This window comes from Pseudomonas sp. 3MAES_34.3B, from assembly GCF_058145875.1.
The window spans coordinates 4,797,142-4,816,441 of sequence record NZ_CM176960.1 but is presented as its reverse complement, the minus strand read 5'-3'; the positions used below and the strand labels follow the sequence as shown (position 1 = coordinate 4,816,441).

Annotated in this window: 21 protein-coding genes; 12 read left to right on the top strand and 9 right to left on the bottom strand. The window is 61.6% G+C overall.

From position 1 onward, the window contains the following. The first annotated feature begins 96 nt into the window (after positions 1 to 96). The 3 genes from AC3Z8Y_RS21555 to AC3Z8Y_RS21545 all read left to right on the top strand — a co-directional run bounded on the left by AC3Z8Y_RS21555 (position 97) and on the right by AC3Z8Y_RS21545 (position 1,533). Complete coding sequence (locus AC3Z8Y_RS21555; RefSeq protein ID WP_129933803.1) at positions 97 to 426, top strand: hypothetical protein; 330 nt, start codon at positions 97 to 99, stop codon at positions 424 to 426. 638 nt (positions 427 to 1,064) lie between these two features. Next, positions 1,065 to 1,349 carry a hypothetical protein gene (locus AC3Z8Y_RS21550; RefSeq protein ID WP_490087511.1) on the top strand — a complete coding sequence of 95 codons (285 nt, stop codon included), beginning with the start codon at positions 1,065 to 1,067 and terminating at the stop codon, positions 1,347 to 1,349. Next, positions 1,336 to 1,533 carry a hypothetical protein gene (locus AC3Z8Y_RS21545; protein WP_490087510.1) on the top strand — a complete coding sequence of 66 codons (198 nt, stop codon included), beginning with the start codon at positions 1,336 to 1,338 and terminating at the stop codon, positions 1,531 to 1,533. Before AC3Z8Y_RS21550 ends, AC3Z8Y_RS21545 begins: the two co-directional genes overlap by 14 nt. 16 nt (positions 1,534 to 1,549) lie before the next feature. Here the strand turns inward: AC3Z8Y_RS21545 and AC3Z8Y_RS21540 are convergent, their stop codons facing one another. Both AC3Z8Y_RS21540 and AC3Z8Y_RS21535 read right to left on the bottom strand, forming a co-directional pair. Then, positions 1,550 to 2,131 carry a hypothetical protein gene (locus AC3Z8Y_RS21540; protein WP_490087509.1) on the bottom strand — a complete coding sequence of 194 codons (582 nt, stop codon included), beginning with the start codon at positions 2,129 to 2,131 and terminating at the stop codon, positions 1,550 to 1,552. Positions 2,132 to 2,541: 410 nt separating this feature from the next. Next, positions 2,542 to 3,429, bottom strand: a complete 888-nt coding sequence (locus tag AC3Z8Y_RS21535) for a helix-turn-helix domain-containing protein (protein ID WP_490087508.1) — start codon at positions 3,427 to 3,429, stop codon at positions 2,542 to 2,544. Positions 3,430 to 3,670: 241 nt separating this feature from the next. Here AC3Z8Y_RS21535 and AC3Z8Y_RS21530 point away from each other — a divergent pair, with 241 nt between their 5' ends. The 5 genes from AC3Z8Y_RS21530 to AC3Z8Y_RS21510 all read left to right on the top strand — a co-directional run bounded on the left by AC3Z8Y_RS21530 (position 3,671) and on the right by AC3Z8Y_RS21510 (position 9,518). Further along, complete coding sequence (locus AC3Z8Y_RS21530; protein ID WP_490087507.1) at positions 3,671 to 5,032, top strand: glutamine synthetase family protein; 1,362 nt, start codon at positions 3,671 to 3,673, stop codon at positions 5,030 to 5,032. A gap of 34 nt (positions 5,033 to 5,066) precedes the next feature. Then, positions 5,067 to 6,164: a polyamine ABC transporter substrate-binding protein gene (locus AC3Z8Y_RS21525; protein ID WP_490087506.1), complete on the top strand. Its 1,098-nt coding sequence runs from the start codon at positions 5,067 to 5,069 to the stop codon at positions 6,162 to 6,164. Between the two features lie 11 nt (positions 6,165 to 6,175). Then, positions 6,176 to 7,468 carry an NAD(P)/FAD-dependent oxidoreductase gene (locus tag AC3Z8Y_RS21520; RefSeq protein ID WP_490087505.1) on the top strand — a complete coding sequence of 431 codons (1,293 nt, stop codon included), beginning with the start codon at positions 6,176 to 6,178 and terminating at the stop codon, positions 7,466 to 7,468. A 110-nt stretch (positions 7,469 to 7,578) separates the two neighbouring features. After that, on the top strand, positions 7,579 to 8,553 hold the full coding sequence (locus AC3Z8Y_RS21515; protein ID WP_490087504.1) for a quinone oxidoreductase family protein: 975 nt from the start codon (positions 7,579 to 7,581) through the stop codon (positions 8,551 to 8,553). A gap of 50 nt (positions 8,554 to 8,603) precedes the next feature. Next, complete coding sequence (locus tag AC3Z8Y_RS21510; RefSeq protein ID WP_490087503.1) at positions 8,604 to 9,518, top strand: LysR family transcriptional regulator; 915 nt, start codon at positions 8,604 to 8,606, stop codon at positions 9,516 to 9,518. Here AC3Z8Y_RS21510 and AC3Z8Y_RS21505 read toward each other — a convergent pair. Continuing rightward, positions 9,491 to 10,642, bottom strand: a complete 1,152-nt coding sequence (locus tag AC3Z8Y_RS21505; RefSeq protein ID WP_490087502.1) for a sensor histidine kinase — start codon at positions 10,640 to 10,642, stop codon at positions 9,491 to 9,493. The genes AC3Z8Y_RS21510 and AC3Z8Y_RS21505 overlap by 28 nt on opposite strands. Before the next feature lie 222 nt (positions 10,643 to 10,864). Here AC3Z8Y_RS21505 and AC3Z8Y_RS21500 point away from each other — a divergent pair, with 222 nt between their 5' ends. From AC3Z8Y_RS21500 to AC3Z8Y_RS21490, 3 genes are all read left to right on the top strand, one after another. After that, complete coding sequence (locus AC3Z8Y_RS21500) at positions 10,865 to 12,052, top strand: cyclic di-GMP phosphodiesterase (RefSeq protein ID WP_490087501.1); 1,188 nt, start codon at positions 10,865 to 10,867, stop codon at positions 12,050 to 12,052. Between the two features lie 118 nt (positions 12,053 to 12,170). Further along, positions 12,171 to 13,055, top strand: a complete 885-nt coding sequence (locus tag AC3Z8Y_RS21495; RefSeq protein ID WP_490087500.1) for a sugar nucleotide-binding protein — start codon at positions 12,171 to 12,173, stop codon at positions 13,053 to 13,055. Beyond that, positions 13,048 to 13,986, top strand: coding sequence for an NAD-dependent epimerase/dehydratase family protein (locus tag AC3Z8Y_RS21490; protein ID WP_490087499.1), 939 nt, complete (start codon positions 13,048 to 13,050; stop codon positions 13,984 to 13,986). The genes AC3Z8Y_RS21495 and AC3Z8Y_RS21490 overlap by 8 nt, the downstream gene beginning before the upstream one ends. Here AC3Z8Y_RS21490 and AC3Z8Y_RS21485 read toward each other — a convergent pair. From AC3Z8Y_RS21485 to AC3Z8Y_RS21465, 5 genes are all read right to left on the bottom strand, one after another. Further along, the gene (locus AC3Z8Y_RS21485) at positions 13,974 to 14,672 is read right to left on the bottom strand and encodes an OmpW/AlkL family protein (protein WP_225771471.1); all 699 of its coding nucleotides are present in this window, start codon (positions 14,670 to 14,672) and stop codon (positions 13,974 to 13,976) included. The genes AC3Z8Y_RS21490 and AC3Z8Y_RS21485 overlap by 13 nt on opposite strands. Positions 14,673 to 14,789: 117 nt before the next feature. Beyond that, complete coding sequence (locus tag AC3Z8Y_RS21480; RefSeq protein WP_490087498.1) at positions 14,790 to 15,302, bottom strand: DUF3299 domain-containing protein; 513 nt, start codon at positions 15,300 to 15,302, stop codon at positions 14,790 to 14,792. Positions 15,303 to 15,325: 23 nt separating this feature from the next. Further along, positions 15,326 to 16,591 (bottom strand): ABC transporter permease, encoded by a 1,266-nt coding sequence (locus AC3Z8Y_RS21475; RefSeq protein WP_490087497.1) that lies wholly within the window; start codon positions 16,589 to 16,591, stop codon positions 15,326 to 15,328. After that, on the bottom strand, positions 16,591 to 17,298 hold the full coding sequence (locus AC3Z8Y_RS21470) for an ATP-binding cassette domain-containing protein (protein WP_490087496.1): 708 nt from the start codon (positions 17,296 to 17,298) through the stop codon (positions 16,591 to 16,593). Before AC3Z8Y_RS21470 ends, AC3Z8Y_RS21475 begins: the two co-directional genes overlap by 1 nt. Before the next feature lie 2 nt (positions 17,299 to 17,300). After that, positions 17,301 to 17,885, bottom strand: coding sequence for a DUF2796 domain-containing protein (locus tag AC3Z8Y_RS21465; RefSeq protein ID WP_490087495.1), 585 nt, complete (start codon positions 17,883 to 17,885; stop codon positions 17,301 to 17,303). 138 nt (positions 17,886 to 18,023) lie between these two features. Here AC3Z8Y_RS21465 and AC3Z8Y_RS21460 point away from each other — a divergent pair, with 138 nt between their 5' ends. Further along, positions 18,024 to 18,389, top strand: coding sequence for a hypothetical protein (locus AC3Z8Y_RS21460; RefSeq protein WP_490087494.1), 366 nt, complete (start codon positions 18,024 to 18,026; stop codon positions 18,387 to 18,389). Here AC3Z8Y_RS21460 and trxA read toward each other — a convergent pair. After that, a complete protein-coding gene (trxA, locus tag AC3Z8Y_RS21455; protein WP_490087493.1) occupies positions 18,383 to 19,255 on the bottom strand; it encodes a thioredoxin in 873 nt (290 codons plus the stop codon). The two genes, AC3Z8Y_RS21460 and trxA, sit on opposite strands and share 7 nt — an antisense overlap. Between the last annotated feature and the right edge of the window lie 45 nt (positions 19,256 to 19,300).

Sequence of the window (19,300 nt, the reverse complement as noted above, 5' to 3'; positions counted from 1 at the left end):
GTGGCGGCATCATACCTCAGCTCGCGGTCACCAGCGCTTGGCCTCACCGGTAACGCGTGAGCACAACAAGCCATTGAACCTCGCGGAGAGTGGAAAGTGAAAAACTTGAAAGGTGCGTTTCTTGATAGCGCGCTCAAAAAAATTGCCTTGGATATGATAGCCGTCCAAGAAACCGGCCTCGCCATAGACGTTACCGACACGTTGCGAAACCTAAACAATAAGCACAAATTAGTCCCAACTGAGGAGTTCGAGAGCCTAAAGAATGATGTACATCTAAGCATCGCATATGAGCGCGGGCGTAAACTGAAATCTATGAGTACCGCCGGCTACTGCAGGTACCGAGCTGAACCTCATGTTGAGGCGGCTATGGAAACCATGAATCGCCTTGGTACGTTGTTTAACGCCCCGGAAGAGAAAACTAGCTGAGAAAGACGCTGCCGCTACGTAACGGTACTTTAAACGGTAGCTTTGCGGCAGCGCCGAACCCACTTAATCCGGTCGGCGTTAATGGCATTCGGTAATCCGAGTGTAGAAACTATTCGGCCAATAAATGTTTTAGATTTTGAATCTATAAAGGGATAACGCGAAATGAGCGTGAAGCGTAATTTTCTTATGACATATACCGTGACCGCGTATTTAGATGAAGATAGAGTGATAGCTGATCGCGGCCGTCGAAAAATTGCAGAAATGGATGTCCTCGGATGGGTAAAAACCGGGCCTCTTGGTTGTAATGCCAGGAGCCGTAATCGGTGCATTTATCACCGCATCAATTGTCTGGCGGATAATGAGGCCCCGAAGGCGGGGCTAATGGTGAACACATCCTCCCCGCCGACTCGCTAAAGCTAGCGCTAAATTTGACCGATAGTTACCGCTTCTGACCAATCTCTGCCTGTCGCCATCGGCAGCTATGGGTCGGATCCTGCCTGTTACCACCAGTCGCAATCGACCCAAGCGGCCGTTACCGACCCTTTGCGGCCAGCTACTTGATACACTCCATCCAGCCAATGCAGCCCTCGGACCTATCTATTCATAGCCAGCTTTGCTACTTTCAGAATGAACTCTAAATGCCTATTTTTGAAATTTTGCCATTGCAAGCCATAGGTCCAGTACGGCTTGGTGCTACACGTATGGAAACGAGGGAGGTAATGGCCGCCATTGGATTCCCGCTGGAAGTTGCTCGTGGTCCTCTCGATTATTTCTCGAGCAATGCTATACAAATTTCGTATGACATCGCCGGCGCAGTGATCTTCATTGGCGTATCTGGGAGTGCGACTTTCAAGGTGATATTCAAAGGCTTCGATGTTTTTAACCTAGCTGCTGTCGATCTATTCTCTGATGGCCGAGGCTGATGATTCTGGCCCGCACGAGTTCAACAGCTATGAATATTGCTTCCCGAACCAGATCCTTACGCTTTGGGATGCGGATGAACAGTATGACCGAGACGGCGGGGAGGCGCGTCCGGTATGGAGTCAAGTCGGAATTGGCAATGATGCTTACCTGGCCGCCGTCGCAGCCATCGAGGCCAATATATGAATTGCGGCGGGCTGCTTTAGGTCGGTAGCGGCACTATTTTAACCATCCCGGTTTTCTCTATGAATCCCGAGCCCACCAGTACCGGGCGGTGGTAACCGGTTTTAGCATCTTCTGCTTTGTTTGGCGAAACAATCATTATGCATTGGTGAGCTGGGTGTTCACCCCGGCCAAAAAGTATGTCTGCATGAGCTTCGGCAGTGCAGTCTAGGATTGTCCCATCGGAAAGAGTCAACCAAACGTGGGCTTTGATGGGCTCAAAGGTATTGGTGCTGTTGAGTTCGTTCTCGACGGACTGTTTAGTCATCTCGCAATAGATATAATCATCCCAAAATCTGTCGCCAATCGTGATCATGCTTTCTATACCAAGCTCAGCTTTCAAACGCCTCTTGAGCATTAGGTGAATAGGAGCGCATTTAAAAGCCAGGTGAGAGGAACTTAGCAATCCGGCCTGATATAAAGCGTCTCCACAGAGCTGGAAAATTTTCTGCTTACTGTTATCCGCCAATTCAACATCTAATGACAACTCTGACTTGTCGATATGTAGCCCTAAGCTCTGAGTGTAGGTGATGGCTTCTATTAGCCTGTCTTTATAATTCAATTAAAATATCCAAAATATTTAGAAAATCGGCTCGCACACCAGAAAAATGAGCCTGTGAGACCATATTATTTGATGGTGTAGGTTGCATCAAGGCACAGCTCTGCCAACGCCCGCCGGGCTACCGACCACCACAGCGCTGGCTCCAAGTAGTACTGACTCGTGTGCGCAGCCGCCTGGCCGTTTTCAGCCCTCGTCCCAGGCTGAATCGGCCAATCATAGATTTCCGAAAGAGTGAATGACCAGCTTCATACGCTCTAGTTGTCAGCTTTTGGCCGGTAGCGAACGGCAGCTTTGGGTCGAAAGCGGCCGTCCCAAGGGGCGCCGTTTTGCGACGCCATCGCTAGCCCAGCACAGTGTTAGACGCAATATATTCTGAGGCTACAAGCAGGCCCACCTACCTAGCGAACCACTCACCTAACCCGCCCCAACGTCTCTCCCGGGCACTCCAGAAACAACTCCCGATACGCCTGCGCAAACCTACCCAAGTGCCAAAACGAATAGCTCATCGCAACCTCGGCCACGGTGGTATCTCCCGGCCCCGCTGCCAACAGCGCTTGGCGCGCCAGGTTGAGCCTGCGCATCCGCAACCACACCGTAGGCGGCATGCCTACGCATTCGGCGAAGGCCAGGCGCAGTTGTTGGAAGGAGGCGCCCGCGGTTTCGGCCAGTTCCACCGCGCTGAACTGTTCGGTGGGGTAAGCGCTTACGCGGTCGAACACCTGCTGCACGATGCGCCTGTGCTTTCGCACCCGATGGATGGTCGAGGACTGCTGCGCCTGGGCGGATTGCTCCAGCACGAACAGGCAATCGTCGGCCAATTGCTCTCCCAGCAGTGCGCTGGTCTCGACGTTTTCGTCGGCAGTGGCGGCGATACGCCCGAGCATGGCGCTCAGCCAACCCATGAACACGGCGCCGTGGCTGGATTTGAGCGGGGTGAGCAGCAGGTCTTCGAAGGTGCGGTGCAGGTTGAGCGCGCGTAGCTGGCCCGTGGGCACTACCACTGCGATTTCCCGGTAGTTCTCTGGCGTGATCCACAGGTTCTGGGTGCTCGCATCGAGCAGGTATAGCGCGGCATCGGCCATGTCGAAGCTGAACACCAAGGCATCGCCGGGTGCCTTGTAGTACTGCTCGATGCGGGTGTTCATGTGCTCTTCGTATACCTGAACGCCGCCGAGTTCGGCTTCGATCAGGCGGCCCTTGAACTGGCCCGCCGACATCTGCGCGTAGTGCAGGTGCCAGCCGGTGTTGGAGGCGCCTTGTTGGTCCGCGGCAACGGTATCTACGACCTTGACCGACATGGAGACACATTTTGTATTGAAAGGAGAGGCCGTCACCGTAGCAGCCGGGCTTGCTCGCCACAAGGTGTTACCCACCGCTAAGCGGACGATGCTACGCACTCCACATGGCGCACCAAAAAAGGGCGAACGCAAACGGCGAAAGTGGATAGACCGCTTGCGCGCCCATCCCCCAGCATGGCCTCAGCGAACCGGCAGCGCGCCGGCGCACCCGCACAATCGCCTAGAAGATGGCAGAGGCCACATGAACAGCAGCGTCAAAGCCCCCCTCACCGAGTGGTTAAGAACTTACGGCATCACCGAAGTGGAATGCGTGGTCAGCGACCTGACCGGCATTGCCCGCGGCAAGATCCTGCCCACCAACAAGTTTCTCGATGAGCACGGCATGCGCTTGCCTGAAAGCGTGCTGCTGCAAACGGTGACCGGCGACTATGTCGACGATGACATCTATTACAGCCTGCTGGACCCGGCCGACATCGACATGACCTGCCGCCCCGATCCCCAGGCCGCGTATGTGCTGCCTTGGGCCATCGAGCCGACCGCGATGGTGATTCACGACACCTTCGACCGTTATGGCAACCCCATTGAACTGTCGCCGCGCAACGTGTTGAAAAAGGTATTGGCGCTGTACGCCGAGCAAGGCTGGCGCCCAGTGGTGGCCCCTGAGATGGAGTTCTACCTCACTCAGCGTTGCGATGACCCGGACTTGCCGCTGCAAGTGCCATTGGGCCGTTCCGGCCGGCCGGAAAGCGGGCGGCAATCCTTCTCGATCGAGGCGGCCAACGAGTTCGACCCGTTGTTCGAAGACGTCTACGACTGGTGCGAAGCCCAAGGCTTGGACCTGGACACGCTGATCCACGAAGACGGCCCGGCGCAGATGGAAATCAACTTCCGTCACGGCGATGCCCTCGACCTTGCGGACCAGATCACCGTGTTCAAGCGCACCATGCGTGAGGCGGCGCTCAAGCACAACGTCGCCGCTACCTTCATGGCCAAGCCGATCACCGACGAGCCGGGCAGCGCCATGCACATCCACCAGAGCGTGGTGGACATCAACACCGGAGAAAGCGTGTTCAGCACCGCTGAAGGCGAGGCCAGCGCCCTGTTCCTTCACCACATCGGTGGCCTGCAGCGTTACATCCCCGAAGTGTTGCCGCTGTTCGCGCCGAACGCCAACTCGTTCCGCCGCTTCCTGCCGGATACGTCCGCGCCGGTGAACGTGGAGTGGGGCGAGGAAAACCGTACCGTGGGCCTGCGGGTGCCGGGTTCTACGCCACAGGCGCGCCGGGTAGAAAACCGCTTGCCGGGCGCCGATGCCAACCCCTACCTGGCGATTGCGGCCAGCCTGCTGTGTGGCTACCTGGGCATGATGGAAAGCTGTGAGCCAAGCGCGCCTGTGCAAGGCCGAGGCTATGAGCGCCGCAACCTGCGCCTGCCGCTGACCATCGAAGACGCCCTGGAGCGCATGGAAGGCAGCGCCGCGCTAATCAGCGTACTAGGGGCTAAATTCGTTCAGGGCTACGCCGCGGTAAAGCGCGCGGAGCACGAAAACTACAAGCGGGTCATCAGTTCGTGGGAGCGTGAGTTCCTGATGATGAGTGTTTGACCGGGCCCACCTTCCTACCCTTGTTGGAGGCACCATGAAGTCAGTTGTTGCTGCGTTTTGTTTGCCGGCGGTATTGATCGGCGCGATTGCCCAGGCCCATGCCGAGGGCGGCACCGTGAAGATTTACAACTGGACGGACTATATCGGCCCGACCACCCTCGAAGACTTCGAGAAAGCCACCGGCATCAAGCCGACCTACGACGTGTTCGACTCCAACGAAACCCTCGAAGGCAAGTTGGTTACCGGGCACACCGGCTATGACGTGGTGGTGCCGTCCAACCACTTCCTGGGGCGGCAGATCAAGGCCGGCGCCTTCCAGAAGCTGGACCGCAGCAAGCTGCCCAACTGGAAAAACCTCGACCCGCAGCTGATGAAGCAACTGGAAGCCAACGACCCGGGCAACCAGTACGCCGTGCCTTACCTCTGGGGCACTAACGGCATCGGCTACAACGTGGACAAGGTGAAGAAAGTGCTGGGCGTCGACAAGATCGACTCCTGGGCCGTGCTGTTCGAGCCCGAGAACATCAAGAAGCTGAAGCAGTGTGGCGTGTCCTTCATGGACTCTCCGGATGAGCTGTTCCCGGCCATGCTCAATTACATGGGCCTGGACCCGCGCAGCGAATCGCCCGCCGATTACAAACGCGCGGCGGAGAAGCTCAAGACCGTTGCGCCTTATGTGACCTACTTCCACTCGTCCAAATACGTGAGCGACCTGGCCACCGGCGACATCTGCGTAGCGTTCGGTTATTCCGGCGACGTGATCCAGGCCGCGAACCGCGCCAAGGAAGCGAACAACGGGGTGAACGTGGCGTACGCGGTGCCCAAGGAAGGCGGCAATGTGTGGTTCGACATGCTGGCCGTTCCCAAGGACGCCGAGCACCCGGACCAGGCCATGGCGTTCATCAACTACGTGCTGGACCCGAAAGTGATCGCCAACATCAGCGAAACCGTGGGCTATGCCAACCCCAACCCGGCCTCCAATCCTCTGATGGGCGAAGAGATTACCGGCAACCCGGGCATCTACCCGCCGCCTGAAGTGATGGCCAAGTTGTACATCTCCAAAGAACTGCCCAAGGACGTCATGCGCTTGATGACCCGTGAGTGGATCGACATAAAACGCACGGGCCGTTGAAGGAATCGCTCATGTCTACCGCATTGCCGCACACCGGCTCTTACTACGCGGCCTCCGTGCCGCCAGCAGCGCCGCGTGCGGCTTTGCAAAACCACGTTACCGCCGATGTCTGCGTGATCGGCGGCGGCTTTACCGGCGTGAACACCGCGTTGGAGCTTGCAGAGCGTGGTTTGTCTGTAGTGCTGCTGGAGGCTCAGCGAATCGGCTGGGGCGCCAGTGGCCGGAACGGCGGGCAACTGATCCGCGGCCTGGGCCACGATGTGAGCCGCTTCTCCGATTTGCTCGGCCAGGACGGCATACGCTTCCTGCACGATGCTGGCGCTGTGTCGGTGGATATCGTGCGCCAGCGTGTGGAGCGTAATGGCCTGGCCTGTGACTTGCGCTGGGGCTATTGCGACCTTGCGAACACCGCGCGCCATTGGCAGGGGCTGCAAGAGGAGCTGGATGATCTTCAGGCGCAGGGCTATCCACATGCCCTGCGGCTGGTGGAAAAGCGCAACCTGCATGAAGTGGTGGCCTCCGACGTTTACGAAGGTGGGCTGATCGACATGGGGTCGGGCCATTTGCATCCGCTCAAGCTGATCCAGGCCGAGGCGGCGCTGGCCGAGAAGCAAGGTGTGCGCATCTACGAAGGCAGCTTTGTGCGCCGTATCGAAAAAGGCCCGAAGGTTCAGGTGTTCACCGACCACGGCCAGGTTACGGCCAGCCACTTGGTGCTGGGCTGTGACGCATTTCTTGAAAACCTTGAGCCGGCCCTCGAAGGCAAGCTGCTGCCGGCAGGTAGCTATGTGATCGCGACCGAGCCTTTGGGTGAGGAGCGTGCCCGTGCGCTGATTCCGCAGAACATGGCGCTGTGCGACCAACGTGTTGCGCTCGATTACTACCGGCTTACGGCTGATCATCGGCTTCTGTTTGGCGGGGCATGCCATTACTCGGGTCGCGACCCGGCGAACATCGCCGATTACATGCGGCCGAAGATGGAGCGGGTATTCCCGCAGCTCAAGGGTGTGGGCATCGAATTCGACTGGGGCGGCATGATCGGCATCAGCGCCAACCGCTTCCCGCAGATCGGCCGGTTACCGAGCGCGCCAAATGTGTATTACGCGCAGGGTTATTCGGGGCACGGCCTTAATGTGACGCACTTTGCCGCGCGGATCATTGCCCAGGCCATCGCCGAGCAGGAAAGCCGCGCGGTCGACCTGTTCGGGCGGGTGCCGCACCGGACGTTCCCAGGGGGTAAACGGCTGCGCTCGCCACTGTTGGCGCTAGGGATGCTGTGGTACCGCTGCAAAGAGCTGATCTAACAGCAGCGGTGCCCCTTGCATTTCATGCAGCAATGAACTGCATCCGGAGGGAATAGCGTGGCTGGTACGTAGCAATCATGCTGTCGGTATCACTTGATTGGAGCCGACTCATGGTCACCGTCATTACGTTCTCCACCCCGGGCGGGCCTGAAGTACTCGAAGCCCGCGAGCAGGACCTTCCCACACCAGGCCCGGGCCAAGTGCTGATCGACCAACAGGCGATCGGCATCAATTACCTGGACGTCACCCAGCGCAACGGCGCCGTGCCGGTAGCCCTGCCTTCGGGCCTGGGGCTGGAGGGCGCGGGTGTGGTCGCCGCAGTGGGCGAGGGCGTTACCTCGGCCAAGGTCGGCGATAGAGTGGCCTATGCCACGGGCCCCTTGGGCGCCTATGCCAGCAGCCGAGTGCTGCCGGTGGAAAAGCTGGTGCCGCTGCCGGCTTCAGTCAGCTGTGAAGATGCCGCCGCCGTGCTGTTCAAGGGCATTACCGCGCAGTACTTGCTCAAAAGCACGTATCCCGTTGGTCCGGGTACCGTCATGGTGCTGTATGGCGTGGCCGGTGGCCTTGGGGCAATCATGGCCTCATGGGCCAAACATCTGGGCGCGACCGTGATTGGGGTGGTTTCGCGCGAAGCGAGCGTGGCCAAGGCCAAAGCGCTGGGTTGTGACGAGGTGCTGGTATTCGATGCCGCGTCGCTCGCCGAGCAGGTGTCGGCGTTCACTCAGGGCCAAAAGGCTGATGTGGTGTACGACCCGATCGGCCGCGAGACTTTTGCAGCCTCCCTGGATTGCCTCAAGCCACGCGGCCTCATGGTTTCGTTCGGGGCGTCGTCCGGCGCGCCGGCGGCAGTGGAAGTCAGCACCTTGAACGCCAAGGGTTCGCTATTCCTCACCCGGCCCTCCATCGTGGCCCACACGGCGACCCCGGCCGAATATCAGGCTCGCGCCCAAGACGTGCTCGCGGCCTTGGAAGCGGGGACCATCCAGCCGCGCGTTTGCCGTACCTACCCGCTGCGTGAGGCGGCACAAGCCCATGCCGACCTGGAAAGCAGGCGCACGTCGGGGACGCTGCTGCTGATCCCCTGAGCGAGGCTGGGGTATAGTCCGCCAGCCTCCACCTGGTAAGGAACCGCCCTGTGCTCACGCCCGACAGCCGCCATACGGATGAAATTGCCGCGCTGCTCGCGGTGGCGGCGCAAGGCTCGTTCGTGGCGGCCGGCCGGCACTTGCAACGGCACGCCACCATTGTGTCCAAACGCGTGGCTTCCATGGAGGCGCGGCTTGGCGTTCGGTTGGTAGAACGCAGCACTCGCCAGGTTCACCTCACCGATGCCGGCGCACGGCTGGTGGCACGCTTGCGGCTGGCCACGGAGCTGATGATCGAAGCGCAGCAGGAAGCCGCCAGTGGCGCCGCGCAGGTGGGTGGCCATTTGCGCCTGGCCGTGCCTGCCGCCATGGGGCGGCTTTGGCTGGCGCCTCGTTTGCCAGCCTTTCTCGCTGCGCACCCCGGGCTGACAGTGACGGTGGATTACAGCGAGCGCTTTGTGGATGTGATTGGCGAAGGCTTTGACCTGGCCATTCGTATCGGCGACCTGGACGATAACCGCTTGGTAGCCCGCAGAGTTGGCGAGCACCGTCGTATCCTTTGCGCCGCCCCTTTCTATATCGAGCGCCACGGCTGGCCGCACACGCCGGCCGCGCTGGCTGAGCATAACTGCCTGGCGTTCAGTGGGCTTGCAGCCTACCCCGACTGGCAATTGTTCAAAGGCGCCGAGCGTTGTGTGGTACGGCCGCAAGGCTCGCTGGTGTCCAACGACAGTGAGTCGCTGCTCAGCGCGGCGCTGGCCGGTACGGGCATCCTGGGCGCGGGCGCCTGGCTGTTCAGCCGGGGCCTGGCCAGCAAGGCGTTGGTCCGGGTGTTACCCGAATGGGAGCTGGGCGCCCGGGGTGGGATCTACCTCGTGCGGCCATCGGCCAAATTCGCCTCCGCCGCTACGCTTGCGCTGAAGGCGTGGCTTGAAGGTCAGTTCGATACCGCGGGCGAGTGGTAAACGCTGCATGCCGGGGCAGGCGCTGGAAAATCCAGGCACGCTGCTACACCAGGGTACGCTGCCTCGAAACGCAGCGTACCGTTCAGTTGGCGGCTGAGTGAACGCATGATCGTCATGCCCAGCGAGCGGCCCTTGCGAGGGTCGAGGCCCTGGGGCAGGCCCGGCCCGTAATCGCGCACCTGCAGGCAGAAACCCCCTTCAACAGCCGTCAGTGAAACATCCACCACCCCCGCAAGTGCGTCGGGGTAAGCGTACTTCAACGCATTGGTGATCATCTCGTTGGCGATCAGCGCCAGGGGCGTGGCGTTGTCCAACGACAGCGGCAGGGGTTGCGCCTGAAGGTTGAACGCCACCTGAGGGGCCGTCGCGCGGGCGCTGTCGATCACACCTTCGATATAGGCGGCGGCATCCACGGCCTCGGCTTCGTCTGCGCGGTACAGCTTTTCATGAACGCTGGCGATACTGGCGATCCGCGCGGACATGTCCAGCAGCGCCGAACGGGTTTCCGCGTGAGTCGCGCGGCGCTGTTGAAGCTGGATGAGGCTGCTGATCAATTGCAGGTTGTTCTTCGTGCGGTGGTTCACCTCGGCCAGCAAGGTTTCGTTACGCCGCAGCACGTCTGCCTGCACCCGCAGCGTGCGGCGTAGCTCCAGCTGGGTCATCACCTGGTTGGCCAAGGTTTTCAACGCAAAGCGTTGGTCGTCGGTGAGTTCGCGCGGAACGGTATCCAGAATGCACAGGGTGCCGATGCCATACCCGTCTGAGGTTTCCAGCAGGCAGCCGGCGTAAAAGCGCAGCCCGGCTTCGGCGGTCACCAGTGGATTTTCCCGCATGCGTGGGTCTTCGCGCAGGTCGCGGATTACCGTAACGCCCGGTTGCAGCAGCACATGACGGCAAATGGAAACATCCAGCGGGGTCTCGCGAATGCCAAGGCCTACTTCGGCCTTGAACCACTGCCGGTGCTCTTCGATCAGGTTCACTACCGAAATGGGCGCGGCGCAGATGCGGGACGCCAAGGCCACCAAGTCGTCGAAATCGGCTTCGCGCGGCGTGTCCAGAATACCGAAGCCGCGAAGCGCGGCGAGCCTGGCCTGTTCAGCGTGCTGAATTTCAGCACCCAGCATTGCGGACATCATGAACCTCGGCACAGCTGTGGTGTGCATGGCGGTGAAGTGAACCCTGGAATCAAAGCCTCCACGGTGCTTGGCCCGGGATTGTTTCACAGCCAGGAGGTCGCGTATCGGGGTTGCCCGCCCAAAGGGCTGCGGCTCGTCGGAGCGTGGCAGCAAATGCTATTAAAACGCCTTGAGTGGCCGATACAGCGAAGAGACCACGTGGTGCCCGCTATGATTCGAAAAATTTCAGTCACCGAACTGACCGTCGGCATGTTTTTACATGAGGCCGCGGGCAGTGGCATTACCCAGTCGCTGTGGAAGGTAGGTTTCAAGGTCCAGCACCCTGTGGACCTGGAGCGTATTCTTGCCAGCGGTATTGCCCAGGTGTATATCGACACGTCCAAGGGCCTGGATGTGGAGCCGCGCGTGGCAGCCGTATTGCCTGCGCCTGCTCCAGCCGTTGGCTTGCAGGCTGAAGTGGACCAGGCGCTCGCCGTGTGTGCCCGGGCCAAGCGGGCAGTGGCCAGCATGTTCAACGACGCTCGCCTCGGGCAGGCCATCAGTAACGAGGCTGCCGTTGCGGTTGTCGAAGAGATTGCCGCATCGGTCATGCGCCACCCTCACGCCTTGATCAGCCTCGCCCGCCTCAAGACGGCGGACGAGTACACCTACATGCACTCGGTGGCCGTGTGCGGCCTGATGGTTGCCCTGGCCCGCCAGCTTGGGCAGGCCGATGCCGATGTGCTCGAAGCCGGCACCGCTGGCCTGTTGCATGACATCGGCAAGATGGCCATCCCGCTGGATATTCTGAACAAGCCCGGCCGCCTCACGGACGAAGAGTTTCAGGTTATTCGCGCGCATCCCCTTGGCGGGCTGGACATTCTGCGCCGCAGCGGCTTTCTGAGCGTGGCAGCGATCGACGTCTGCCTGCATCACCACGAGAAATACGACGGCACCGGCTACCCCCATGGGCTGCAAGGGGAGGCCATCAGCCCGATGGCGCGGATGGCGGCCATTTGCGACGTGTACGACGCGGTAACCTCCGCTCGCCCGTACAAAAAGGCCTGGGGGCCGGCGCATTCGCTCAAAGAGATGGCCTCCTGGAAGGGGCATTTCGATACCCACCTGTTCCAGGCCTTTGTGCGCACTGTGGGCATTTACCCCGTAGGCGCCCTGGTGCGGTTGGCCAGTGATCGCCTGGCGGTAGTGGCGGAGCAGAACGAAGGCGCCCTGCTGGCGCCCCGTGTCGTACTGCTGCTGGACTGCAAACGGCGGCAATTGCTGGCGCCGCAAAGCATCGATCTCACCACCGGCGAGGACCGTATCGTGCGGATTGAAACCGCAGAAGCCTGGGGCCTGCCAGAGCTGGATCGGGCATGGTCGGGGCTTGCCGCGCAGCGCTACCCCTTGTTCGAGTGAAGAAGGGAAGGGGAAACTTGCGCCGCAAGGGTGACTAACGTGCGATAAACCCGCAAAATGGTCAGTCTTTTCGTGGCCCTGGCCATGCTGAACCCTTCGGATTGGACCTGTTGACTCTATGCGAATGCGCCTAATGCTGTTGGGCGGCGGTAGCGCCCTTGGTCAAGCGCTGATTCGCCAAGGGGCGGAGGAAGACATCGGCTTCCTTGCCCCGCGCCCACCGGACACCGGCTGGGACGCCCCGAGCCTGACCCAACTGCTCGACGATACCCGCCCGGATGCACTGGTTAACCTTGCCTATTATTTCGACTGGTTCCAGGCGGGGGAAGTAAGCGAAGCCCGGCTGGCTGGCCAGGAACGGGCCGTGGAGCGGCTGGCCGAACTTTGCCAGCACCACGGTATCGTGCTGGTGCAGCCGTCGAGCTACCGGGTGTTCGACGGCTCGCGTGCCACGGCCTACAGCGAAAAGGACGAACCCTTGCCTCTGGGTACCCGTGGGCAGGCCCTGTGGCGCATCGAGCAAAGCGTACGCGCCATTTGCCCGCAGCATGTGTTGGTGCGCTTCGGCTGGTTGCTCGATGACAGCCCCGACGGCTTGCTTGGCCGCTTCCTCAGCCGCGCCGAAACCGCTTCGCAGGTATTGCTGGCCGACGATCGGCGCGGTAACCCTACGCCGGTGGACGACGCCGCCCGCGTCATTCTGTCGGTGCTCAAGCAACTGGATTGCACTGCGCCGCTATGGGGTACCTATCATTACGCCGGTAACGAGGCTACCACTGCGTTGGCACTGGGCCAGGCCATTCTGGCAGAGGCCGCCGGTATGCGGCAGTTGAGTGTTCAAGCACCCACCCCGCAAGCACATGCCGCCCGTGCCGATGCCGCGGACGAGCCGCAGCATGCGGTGCTGGCCTGCAAGAAAATCCTCCACACCTTTGGTATCAAGCCCCGCGCCTGGCGCGCCGGTTTGCACACCCTGCTGGACCGGTATTACCGCCATGGCTGAACGCCCCGTACTGATCACCGGGGGCGCCGGTTTCATCGGCTCGCACCTGGTAGACGCACTGCTTGCACGCGGGCACGCCGTGCGAGTGCTCGATAACCTGTCCACCGGCAAGCGCGAAAACCTGCCCATGGGCCATCCCGGCCTGCAACTGTGCGTAGGTGACGCGGCCGATCCCGCCTTGCTCGCCGAGGCCGCCAAGGGCTGTAGCGCTGCGGTGCATCTGGCCGCGGTCGCGTCGGTCCAGGCCTCGGTAGAGGATCCGGTCGGCACCCACCGAAGCAACTTCATGGCCACGCTCAACCTGTGCGAAGCCCTGCGCGCCAACGGTGTCCGCCGGGTGATTTTCGCGTCCAGCGCGGCGGTGTACGGCAATAACGGTGAAGGCCAGGCCATCAGCGAATCCGTGCCCAAGGCGCCGCTCACCCCCTACGCTGCGGACAAACTGGCAAGCGAGCATTACCTGGACTTCTACCGGCGCGAGCACGGCCTGGAGCCGGTGGTGTTTCGATTCTTCAATATCTACGGCCCGCGGCAAGACCCTTCCTCGCCTTATTCAGGCGTGATCAGCATCTTCGCGGAACGGGCTCGGGCCGGCTTGCCGATCACCTTGTTCGGCGATGGCGAGCAAACCCGGGATTTCTTCTATGTAGAAGACCTGGTTGGCCTTTTGGTGCAGGCCCTCGAGGGTGAATACGTGAAAGGCGGAGCGTTCAATGTGGGGCTGAACCAGGCCACGTCGCTCAACCGCCTGCTCGAAGCGCTGGGTTCGGTGCTGGGCAGCTTGCCTCCCGTGAGCCACCTCGCCCCGCGGGCTGGCGATATCAAACACTCGCGGGCGGACAACACCCGGCTGCTGGGGCATTTCCAGCTGGGTAGCGTTACCCCGCTGGAAACCGGCCTGCGCCGCCTGTTAGGCGATCAGAACTTGTAACCCAGCCCCACCATGTACACCCAGGGGTCAACGTCCACGTTGACCTTGGTACGGCCCACCCCAAGGGCCGTGGGGCCGTCAACGCTGGCTTTGGTATTGATATCGGCGTACCACACGGCGGCGTTGAACATCACATGGTCGGTCAGCATGTAATCCACGCCCACCTGGCCGGCCAGGCCGATGGAATCCTGCAGCTTGAAGTGGCTGAAGCCCTGGGCTTTTCGTTCGCTGCTCAAGTCTTCGTCGAAGAACAGCGTGTAGTTCACACCGATACCGGCATAGGGCTGCAAGCGAGAGGTGGGCGCCATCGGGTAATACTGCAGCGAGAGGGTGGGCGGCAGTTGGCGGATATCCCCCAGCTTGCCATCCAGCCCGTCGATGCCGGTGGCCGCGCTGATGCCTTTAACGCCTACACGATGCTGGAACGGCGTGGCCGCCAACAGCTCCACGCCGATATGGTCCGTAAGCATATAGGCGAAGGCCAGGCCCAGCTGGGTATCCCCATCCAGTGTGGCGCGTGTGCCACTGATTCGCGCGCCATCGAGCTTCAGCTCGCCGCTGTCCTCGTTGGGCGATACTTTCGCGGCACCGGCGCGGATGATGAAGTCCCCGGCCTGGTGGGCGAACGCGGCGGGGGCAGCCAGTGCCAGGGCAAGGGTAGCGGCACCGAATACAGACGTTTTCATGAAAGCTCCATTGGCGGACGAATGCGTTCAATCCTGAACGCCCGCCGCGGAGCAACTATTGATCCAGCTCAATAAACGCCTGCCGCGCCCCTGCGACGGGGTGCCGCACCGGGCGGCTCAGTCCGGCAGTTCGTAGGCGAAAATCTTCTCCGCTTCCATCTGGTACCCCGCTTCGGCCAGCTCGCTGCTGGTGGTTTTTACCTGCATGGCGCCCTCTACCCAATACGGCTGATACAGCTCTTCCACCTTCACCCCCAGCTCGGTCACCACGTGCACGATCTGGTTGGAAGGCGGCGGCGGCACATGGATGCAGGCGCCGTAATACGGCACCAGCAGAAAGTCCGTGGTGCGGCCGTCCTCGTTCACCTCCAGCGGCACGATATAACCGGGCAGCCGCACATGCTGGCCGTCCAGCGCCTTCACCACCGGCGCATGGGTCGCCAACTGGTGCGCGGCCGGGGCGGCTTCGGCCAGGCCGGTGCCGAGGGTCGCCAGGTCGTGCATCGGTGTCATTACCGGGGCGATCTTCGGTGCATCGGGTGGCACCAGTGCTTCCCAGGTAAGCACTCGGGTGGCGTCGGCGTGGGCGGTACTGGCAACCACCAGCATCAAGGCTAACAACAGGCGCATGAGCGCTCCTGAATGATCGAAGATTACAGGTGGACAGTAAGGCCGTCGGCCAGGGATTGCCGATAGGCACGCCAGGCGGGAATCGCACCGATCAGCACAGCCGCCGCGAATACCAGCCCCAGCAGGGACCATTCATAAGCGCTGGGTAGCGCCAGGGGCAGATACAAACCGTAGCTGGCTTGCACCAAGCCTTGTGCGCTGGCTATGCCCACATATAGCAGTGCCACCCCGGCCACGATGCCCGCCAACGCGAGCGCGCCTGCTTCGGCAATCAACAGCACCGCGATCTGCCAGGGCCGAGCCCCGACCGAGCGCAAGATCGCCATTTCCCGCCGCCGCTCGTTGAGGCTGGTGAGGATAGCGGTCAGCATGCCGATCAACCCGGTAAGCACTACGAACAACGAGACCACGAACAGTGCCTGCTCCGCCGTGCCCATCAAGCTCCACAGTTCTTGCAAGGCCACGCCGGGCAGGATCGCTAACAACGGCTCGTCCAGGTACTCGTTGATTTCCCGCTGCAGGGCGAAGGTGGTCACACGGTTATTCAGGCCCACCAACATGGCGGTAATCGCCTGGGGCGTGAGGTCCATCGCCCGTGCCTGGTCGGCACTGACGCGCTCGGCGCCGCGGGCCGGCATGCCGTTGTGCCAGTCCACATGAATCGCTTCCATGCCCGCCAGGCTGATGTGCAGCGTGCGGTCGACCGGCGTGCCCGTGCGCTTGAGAATCCCCACCACGGTAAAGGGCTTGTCGTCGTGCTTCACCAGGCTGATGGTGGCAACCCCATGGGCCAGCACCAGCTGGTCGCCCAGCTTGTAGTGCAGTGCTTGCGCCACTTCTGCGCCCAGCACCACTTCGAAGGGGTCGCTGGCGAAAGGGCGGCCCTGGGCCAGCTCCAGCGCCTGACCATGGCCGTAGTGGTAATGCTCGAAGTAGTTATGGTCCGTACCCATCACGCGGTAGCCGCGGTGGGAATCCCCAAGGGAGATGGGAATGGCCCACTTCACACGGGGGTCTTGGGCGTAATGCTCGTAACTGCTCCAGCGGATGTTGTTGGTGGCGTTGCCAATCCGGAACACCGAGTACAGCAGCAGGTTGATCGAGCCCGAGCGGGCGCCGATAACCAGGTCGGTGCCGCTGATGGTGCTGGCGAAGCTGGCGCGTGCCTCGGTTCGCACGCGCTCCACGGCCAGCAGCAGGCATACCGAAACCGCAATGGCAAAGGCCGTGAGCGCGGCAGTGAAGCGGCGGTTGGCGAGGCTGGCCAACGCAAGGCGTAACAAGGGCATCAAGCCTCCGAAGGGCGCGCGGCGCGGTTGAGGTCAAGGAGCGATTCGGCGCGGTCGAACAAGGGCGCCAGGCTTTGGTCATGGCTCACAAACAGCAGCCCCGAACCCGCGGCCTGGCATTCCTCGAACAGCAACCGTAAAAATGCCTCGCGGGCGTCACTGTCCAGGGCAGAAGTGGGCTCATCCGCAATCACCAGCTCCGGTTGGCCGATCAAGGCGCGGGCGGCTGCCACCCGCTGCTGCTGGCCGATGGACAAGGCGTCGGCGCGGCGGTCGTACAGCGCTGCAGGCAGGCCCAGGTGGCCAAGCAGGGTGTCGGCGGCCTGGTCCAGGCTTCCGTGGCGCTGTTGGGCGCGAGCCAGGCGCAAGGGGGAGAACTGGCAGGGCAACCGCACGTTGTCCCTCACCGATAGAAACGGCAGCAGGTTGAACTGCTGGAAAATGTAACCCGTGTGATCTACCCGAAACCGGTCCCGTGCCCCTTGGCGCAGCTGCGCCAGGTCTTGCCCTAATAGCCGAACCTGCCCGCGGCCGGGCAGCTGTACCCCACCCAGCAGGCCAAGCAACGTGGTTTTGCCGCTGCCGCTCGGGCCGCGCAGAAACAGGCTTTCGCCGGCATAAAGGCGCAGGGCCGGGAGGTCGAGCAACTCGGGCTGGCCTGGCCAGGCAAAGCCCAGGCCCTGCAGTTCGATCAGTGGCGCTGCCATGTTCAGAACGCCAGCTTGCTGTTGTCCGGCGTGGCGTCCAGCCCTGCCTGGCCGTTGGGTGTGATGGCCTGCACCATGATCTTGTGGGTCGCCGGGAAGGTTGCGAAGAACGTGCTCAGGTCCAGCCCGTCGAGCGCGCCGGGGTTTTCACAGGTGAACTGGAAATGGCCATCCACATCGCTGTGCTCATGATGGGGTTCATCGCCGTCGTCATGTTCGTCGTGCCCGGCGGGTTCCGCGGCAGCATTGCCGAACAATGGGCTGATCAGTTCCTGATGGGTCACGCTACAGTGGGCCGCGGTGGGCAGGCTGAACAGTTGCAGCGGGGCGGCCAGTTGCTCGCGTGCCCGGGCAACAGCCGCGCGGTCCGCATCGCTTCCAGGCGTATGCTCGAAGCCCACCAGGTTCATGCCGGGGCTGTCCAGGTCCAGTGCGAGGGTTTTACCGTCCAAGGCAACATCAAGCCGGGCCGTGCCATGTTCGTGAGCGCCGAGGCTACCGTGTGCATGGGCAGGCTCTACGGCCGCTTGGGCAAGCACGGCAAAAGGCAGGAGCGAAAACGAAAGGGCAAGGAGTGCGTGGCGCATGGCATCAACGTCCAGGAAAGTTGTTTCGTTATGTTATAACGAATTTTTCCGGCTAACCAGCCCTCAGTTGACGCCTGCTGAATCAACCGGCCCCGTGCGCCCATGATAAGGTCACGGCCTACCTGATGAGGTGAAGGGATGATCAGAATCACGGGCACCATCGGCCAATGGCCGGTAGACCTCAATATTGAATTGGACGCCAGCGACTGGGCTCGCCTGCGAGGAAGCGTTGAGCACTCATCGATCACGCCAGCCACAGAGGGCTCCGCCTCTGAGGCAGCGCCTGCTTCAAGGCCAGTGCCTAACGATGCGCTATGGCAAAACGCCCTGGCGCTGGTACGCACCAGCGGGCAGATCAGCGGGCCGGCATTGTTCGATCAACTGGAAGGCCTGGCGGGCAGCCCGGCGGCGGGCAAGCGCTTGTTGGTGCGCTTGCGCCACTGTGATCAGGTGCGCGTGGTGAGCGGTGGCGATGCACCGCTCTACACCTGGGCGGGTCAGTAAAGCGCGGCGAACAGCTTGCGGCGGTACGTGGTTACCAGTGGGTGATCGTTGCCCAGCACGTCGAACACCTGCAGCAAGGTTTTGTGGGGCAAGCCCTCGTTGTAGCCACGGTTGCGCTGGAACAGCTTCAGCAGGCCATCGAGCGCGGCTTCGTATTGCTGCCGTGCCAGCTGACGCACCGCCAACTGGTAGGCGGCTTCGTCGTCACCGGGGTTTTGCGCCAGGCGGGTTTTCAGGTCGGCGGCATCGGGCAGGTCGCCAGCCTGGCGCAGGAAGGTCAGCTGGGCCTTGGCACCTGCCAGTGCAGCCTTGTGTTCGTCACCGGTAACAGCATTGAGCACGGTTTCGGCTTCGGTCAACGCGTTGCGTTCAGCCAGGCAACGGGCGTAAAGGATCAGCGCCCCAGCGTTGCTGTTGTCCACGCTTAGCAGCCCTTGCAGCACCCCCTCCGCTTCACCGTAGCGGCCTTCGGCAAACAAGGCTTGCGCTTGTTCATACGGGTCCGCCGCGGCGGGCGCAGGTTCTGCGACATGCGGAGCGAGCAGGGCGCGAATGGCCGATTCCGGTTGGGCGCCAGCGAAGCCATCCACCGGTTGGCCATCCTTGAACAGCACCACGGTCGGCAGGCTGCGTACGCCGAACATCGCGACCACTTGCTGCTCCACGTCGCAGTTCACCTTGGCCAGCAGCAGCTCGCCCTGATAGCCCTCGGTGATCTTCTGCAAGATCGGCATCAGCGCTTTGCAGGGCGCGCACCAGTCGGCCCAGAAGTCCACCAATACCGGCTTGTGGAACGAGTTCTCGATAACCACTTGCTGAAAATTGGCATCGGTGGCGTCGAAAATGTACGGGGTGTCCTGACTCATGGTGAATCTCGAAAGAAGACAAGGTTGGCAACACTATAAAGGCTG

Coding starts and splice junctions, on each gene's coding strand:
- AC3Z8Y_RS21550 (WP_490087511.1), top strand. CDS start 1,065: ATGCCTATTTTTGAAATTTTGCCATTGCAAGCCATAGGTCCAGTACGG.
- AC3Z8Y_RS21545 (WP_490087510.1), top strand. CDS start 1,336: ATGGCCGAGGCTGATGATTCTGGCCCGCACGAGTTCAACAGCTATGAA.
- AC3Z8Y_RS21535 (WP_490087508.1), bottom strand. CDS start 3,429: ATGTCGGTCAAGGTCGTAGATACCGTTGCCGCGGACCAACAAGGCGCC.
- AC3Z8Y_RS21530 (WP_490087507.1), top strand. CDS start 3,671: ATGAACAGCAGCGTCAAAGCCCCCCTCACCGAGTGGTTAAGAACTTAC.
- AC3Z8Y_RS21525 (WP_490087506.1), top strand. CDS start 5,067: ATGAAGTCAGTTGTTGCTGCGTTTTGTTTGCCGGCGGTATTGATCGGC.
- AC3Z8Y_RS21520 (WP_490087505.1), top strand. CDS start 6,176: ATGTCTACCGCATTGCCGCACACCGGCTCTTACTACGCGGCCTCCGTG.
- AC3Z8Y_RS21515 (WP_490087504.1), top strand. CDS start 7,579: ATGGTCACCGTCATTACGTTCTCCACCCCGGGCGGGCCTGAAGTACTC.
- AC3Z8Y_RS21505 (WP_490087502.1), bottom strand. CDS start 10,642: ATGCTGGGTGCTGAAATTCAGCACGCTGAACAGGCCAGGCTCGCCGCG.
- AC3Z8Y_RS21500 (WP_490087501.1), top strand. CDS start 10,865: ATGATTCGAAAAATTTCAGTCACCGAACTGACCGTCGGCATGTTTTTA.
- AC3Z8Y_RS21495 (WP_490087500.1), top strand. CDS start 12,171: ATGCGAATGCGCCTAATGCTGTTGGGCGGCGGTAGCGCCCTTGGTCAA.
- AC3Z8Y_RS21490 (WP_490087499.1), top strand. CDS start 13,048: ATGGCTGAACGCCCCGTACTGATCACCGGGGGCGCCGGTTTCATCGGC.
- AC3Z8Y_RS21485 (WP_225771471.1), bottom strand. CDS start 14,672: ATGAAAACGTCTGTATTCGGTGCCGCTACCCTTGCCCTGGCACTGGCT.
- AC3Z8Y_RS21480 (WP_490087498.1), bottom strand. CDS start 15,302: ATGCGCCTGTTGTTAGCCTTGATGCTGGTGGTTGCCAGTACCGCCCAC.
- AC3Z8Y_RS21475 (WP_490087497.1), bottom strand. CDS start 16,591: ATGCCCTTGTTACGCCTTGCGTTGGCCAGCCTCGCCAACCGCCGCTTC.
- AC3Z8Y_RS21470 (WP_490087496.1), bottom strand. CDS start 17,298: ATGGCAGCGCCACTGATCGAACTGCAGGGCCTGGGCTTTGCCTGGCCA.
- AC3Z8Y_RS21465 (WP_490087495.1), bottom strand. CDS start 17,885: ATGCGCCACGCACTCCTTGCCCTTTCGTTTTCGCTCCTGCCTTTTGCC.
- AC3Z8Y_RS21460 (WP_490087494.1), top strand. CDS start 18,024: ATGATCAGAATCACGGGCACCATCGGCCAATGGCCGGTAGACCTCAAT.
- trxA (WP_490087493.1), bottom strand. CDS start 19,255: ATGAGTCAGGACACCCCGTACATTTTCGACGCCACCGATGCCAATTTT.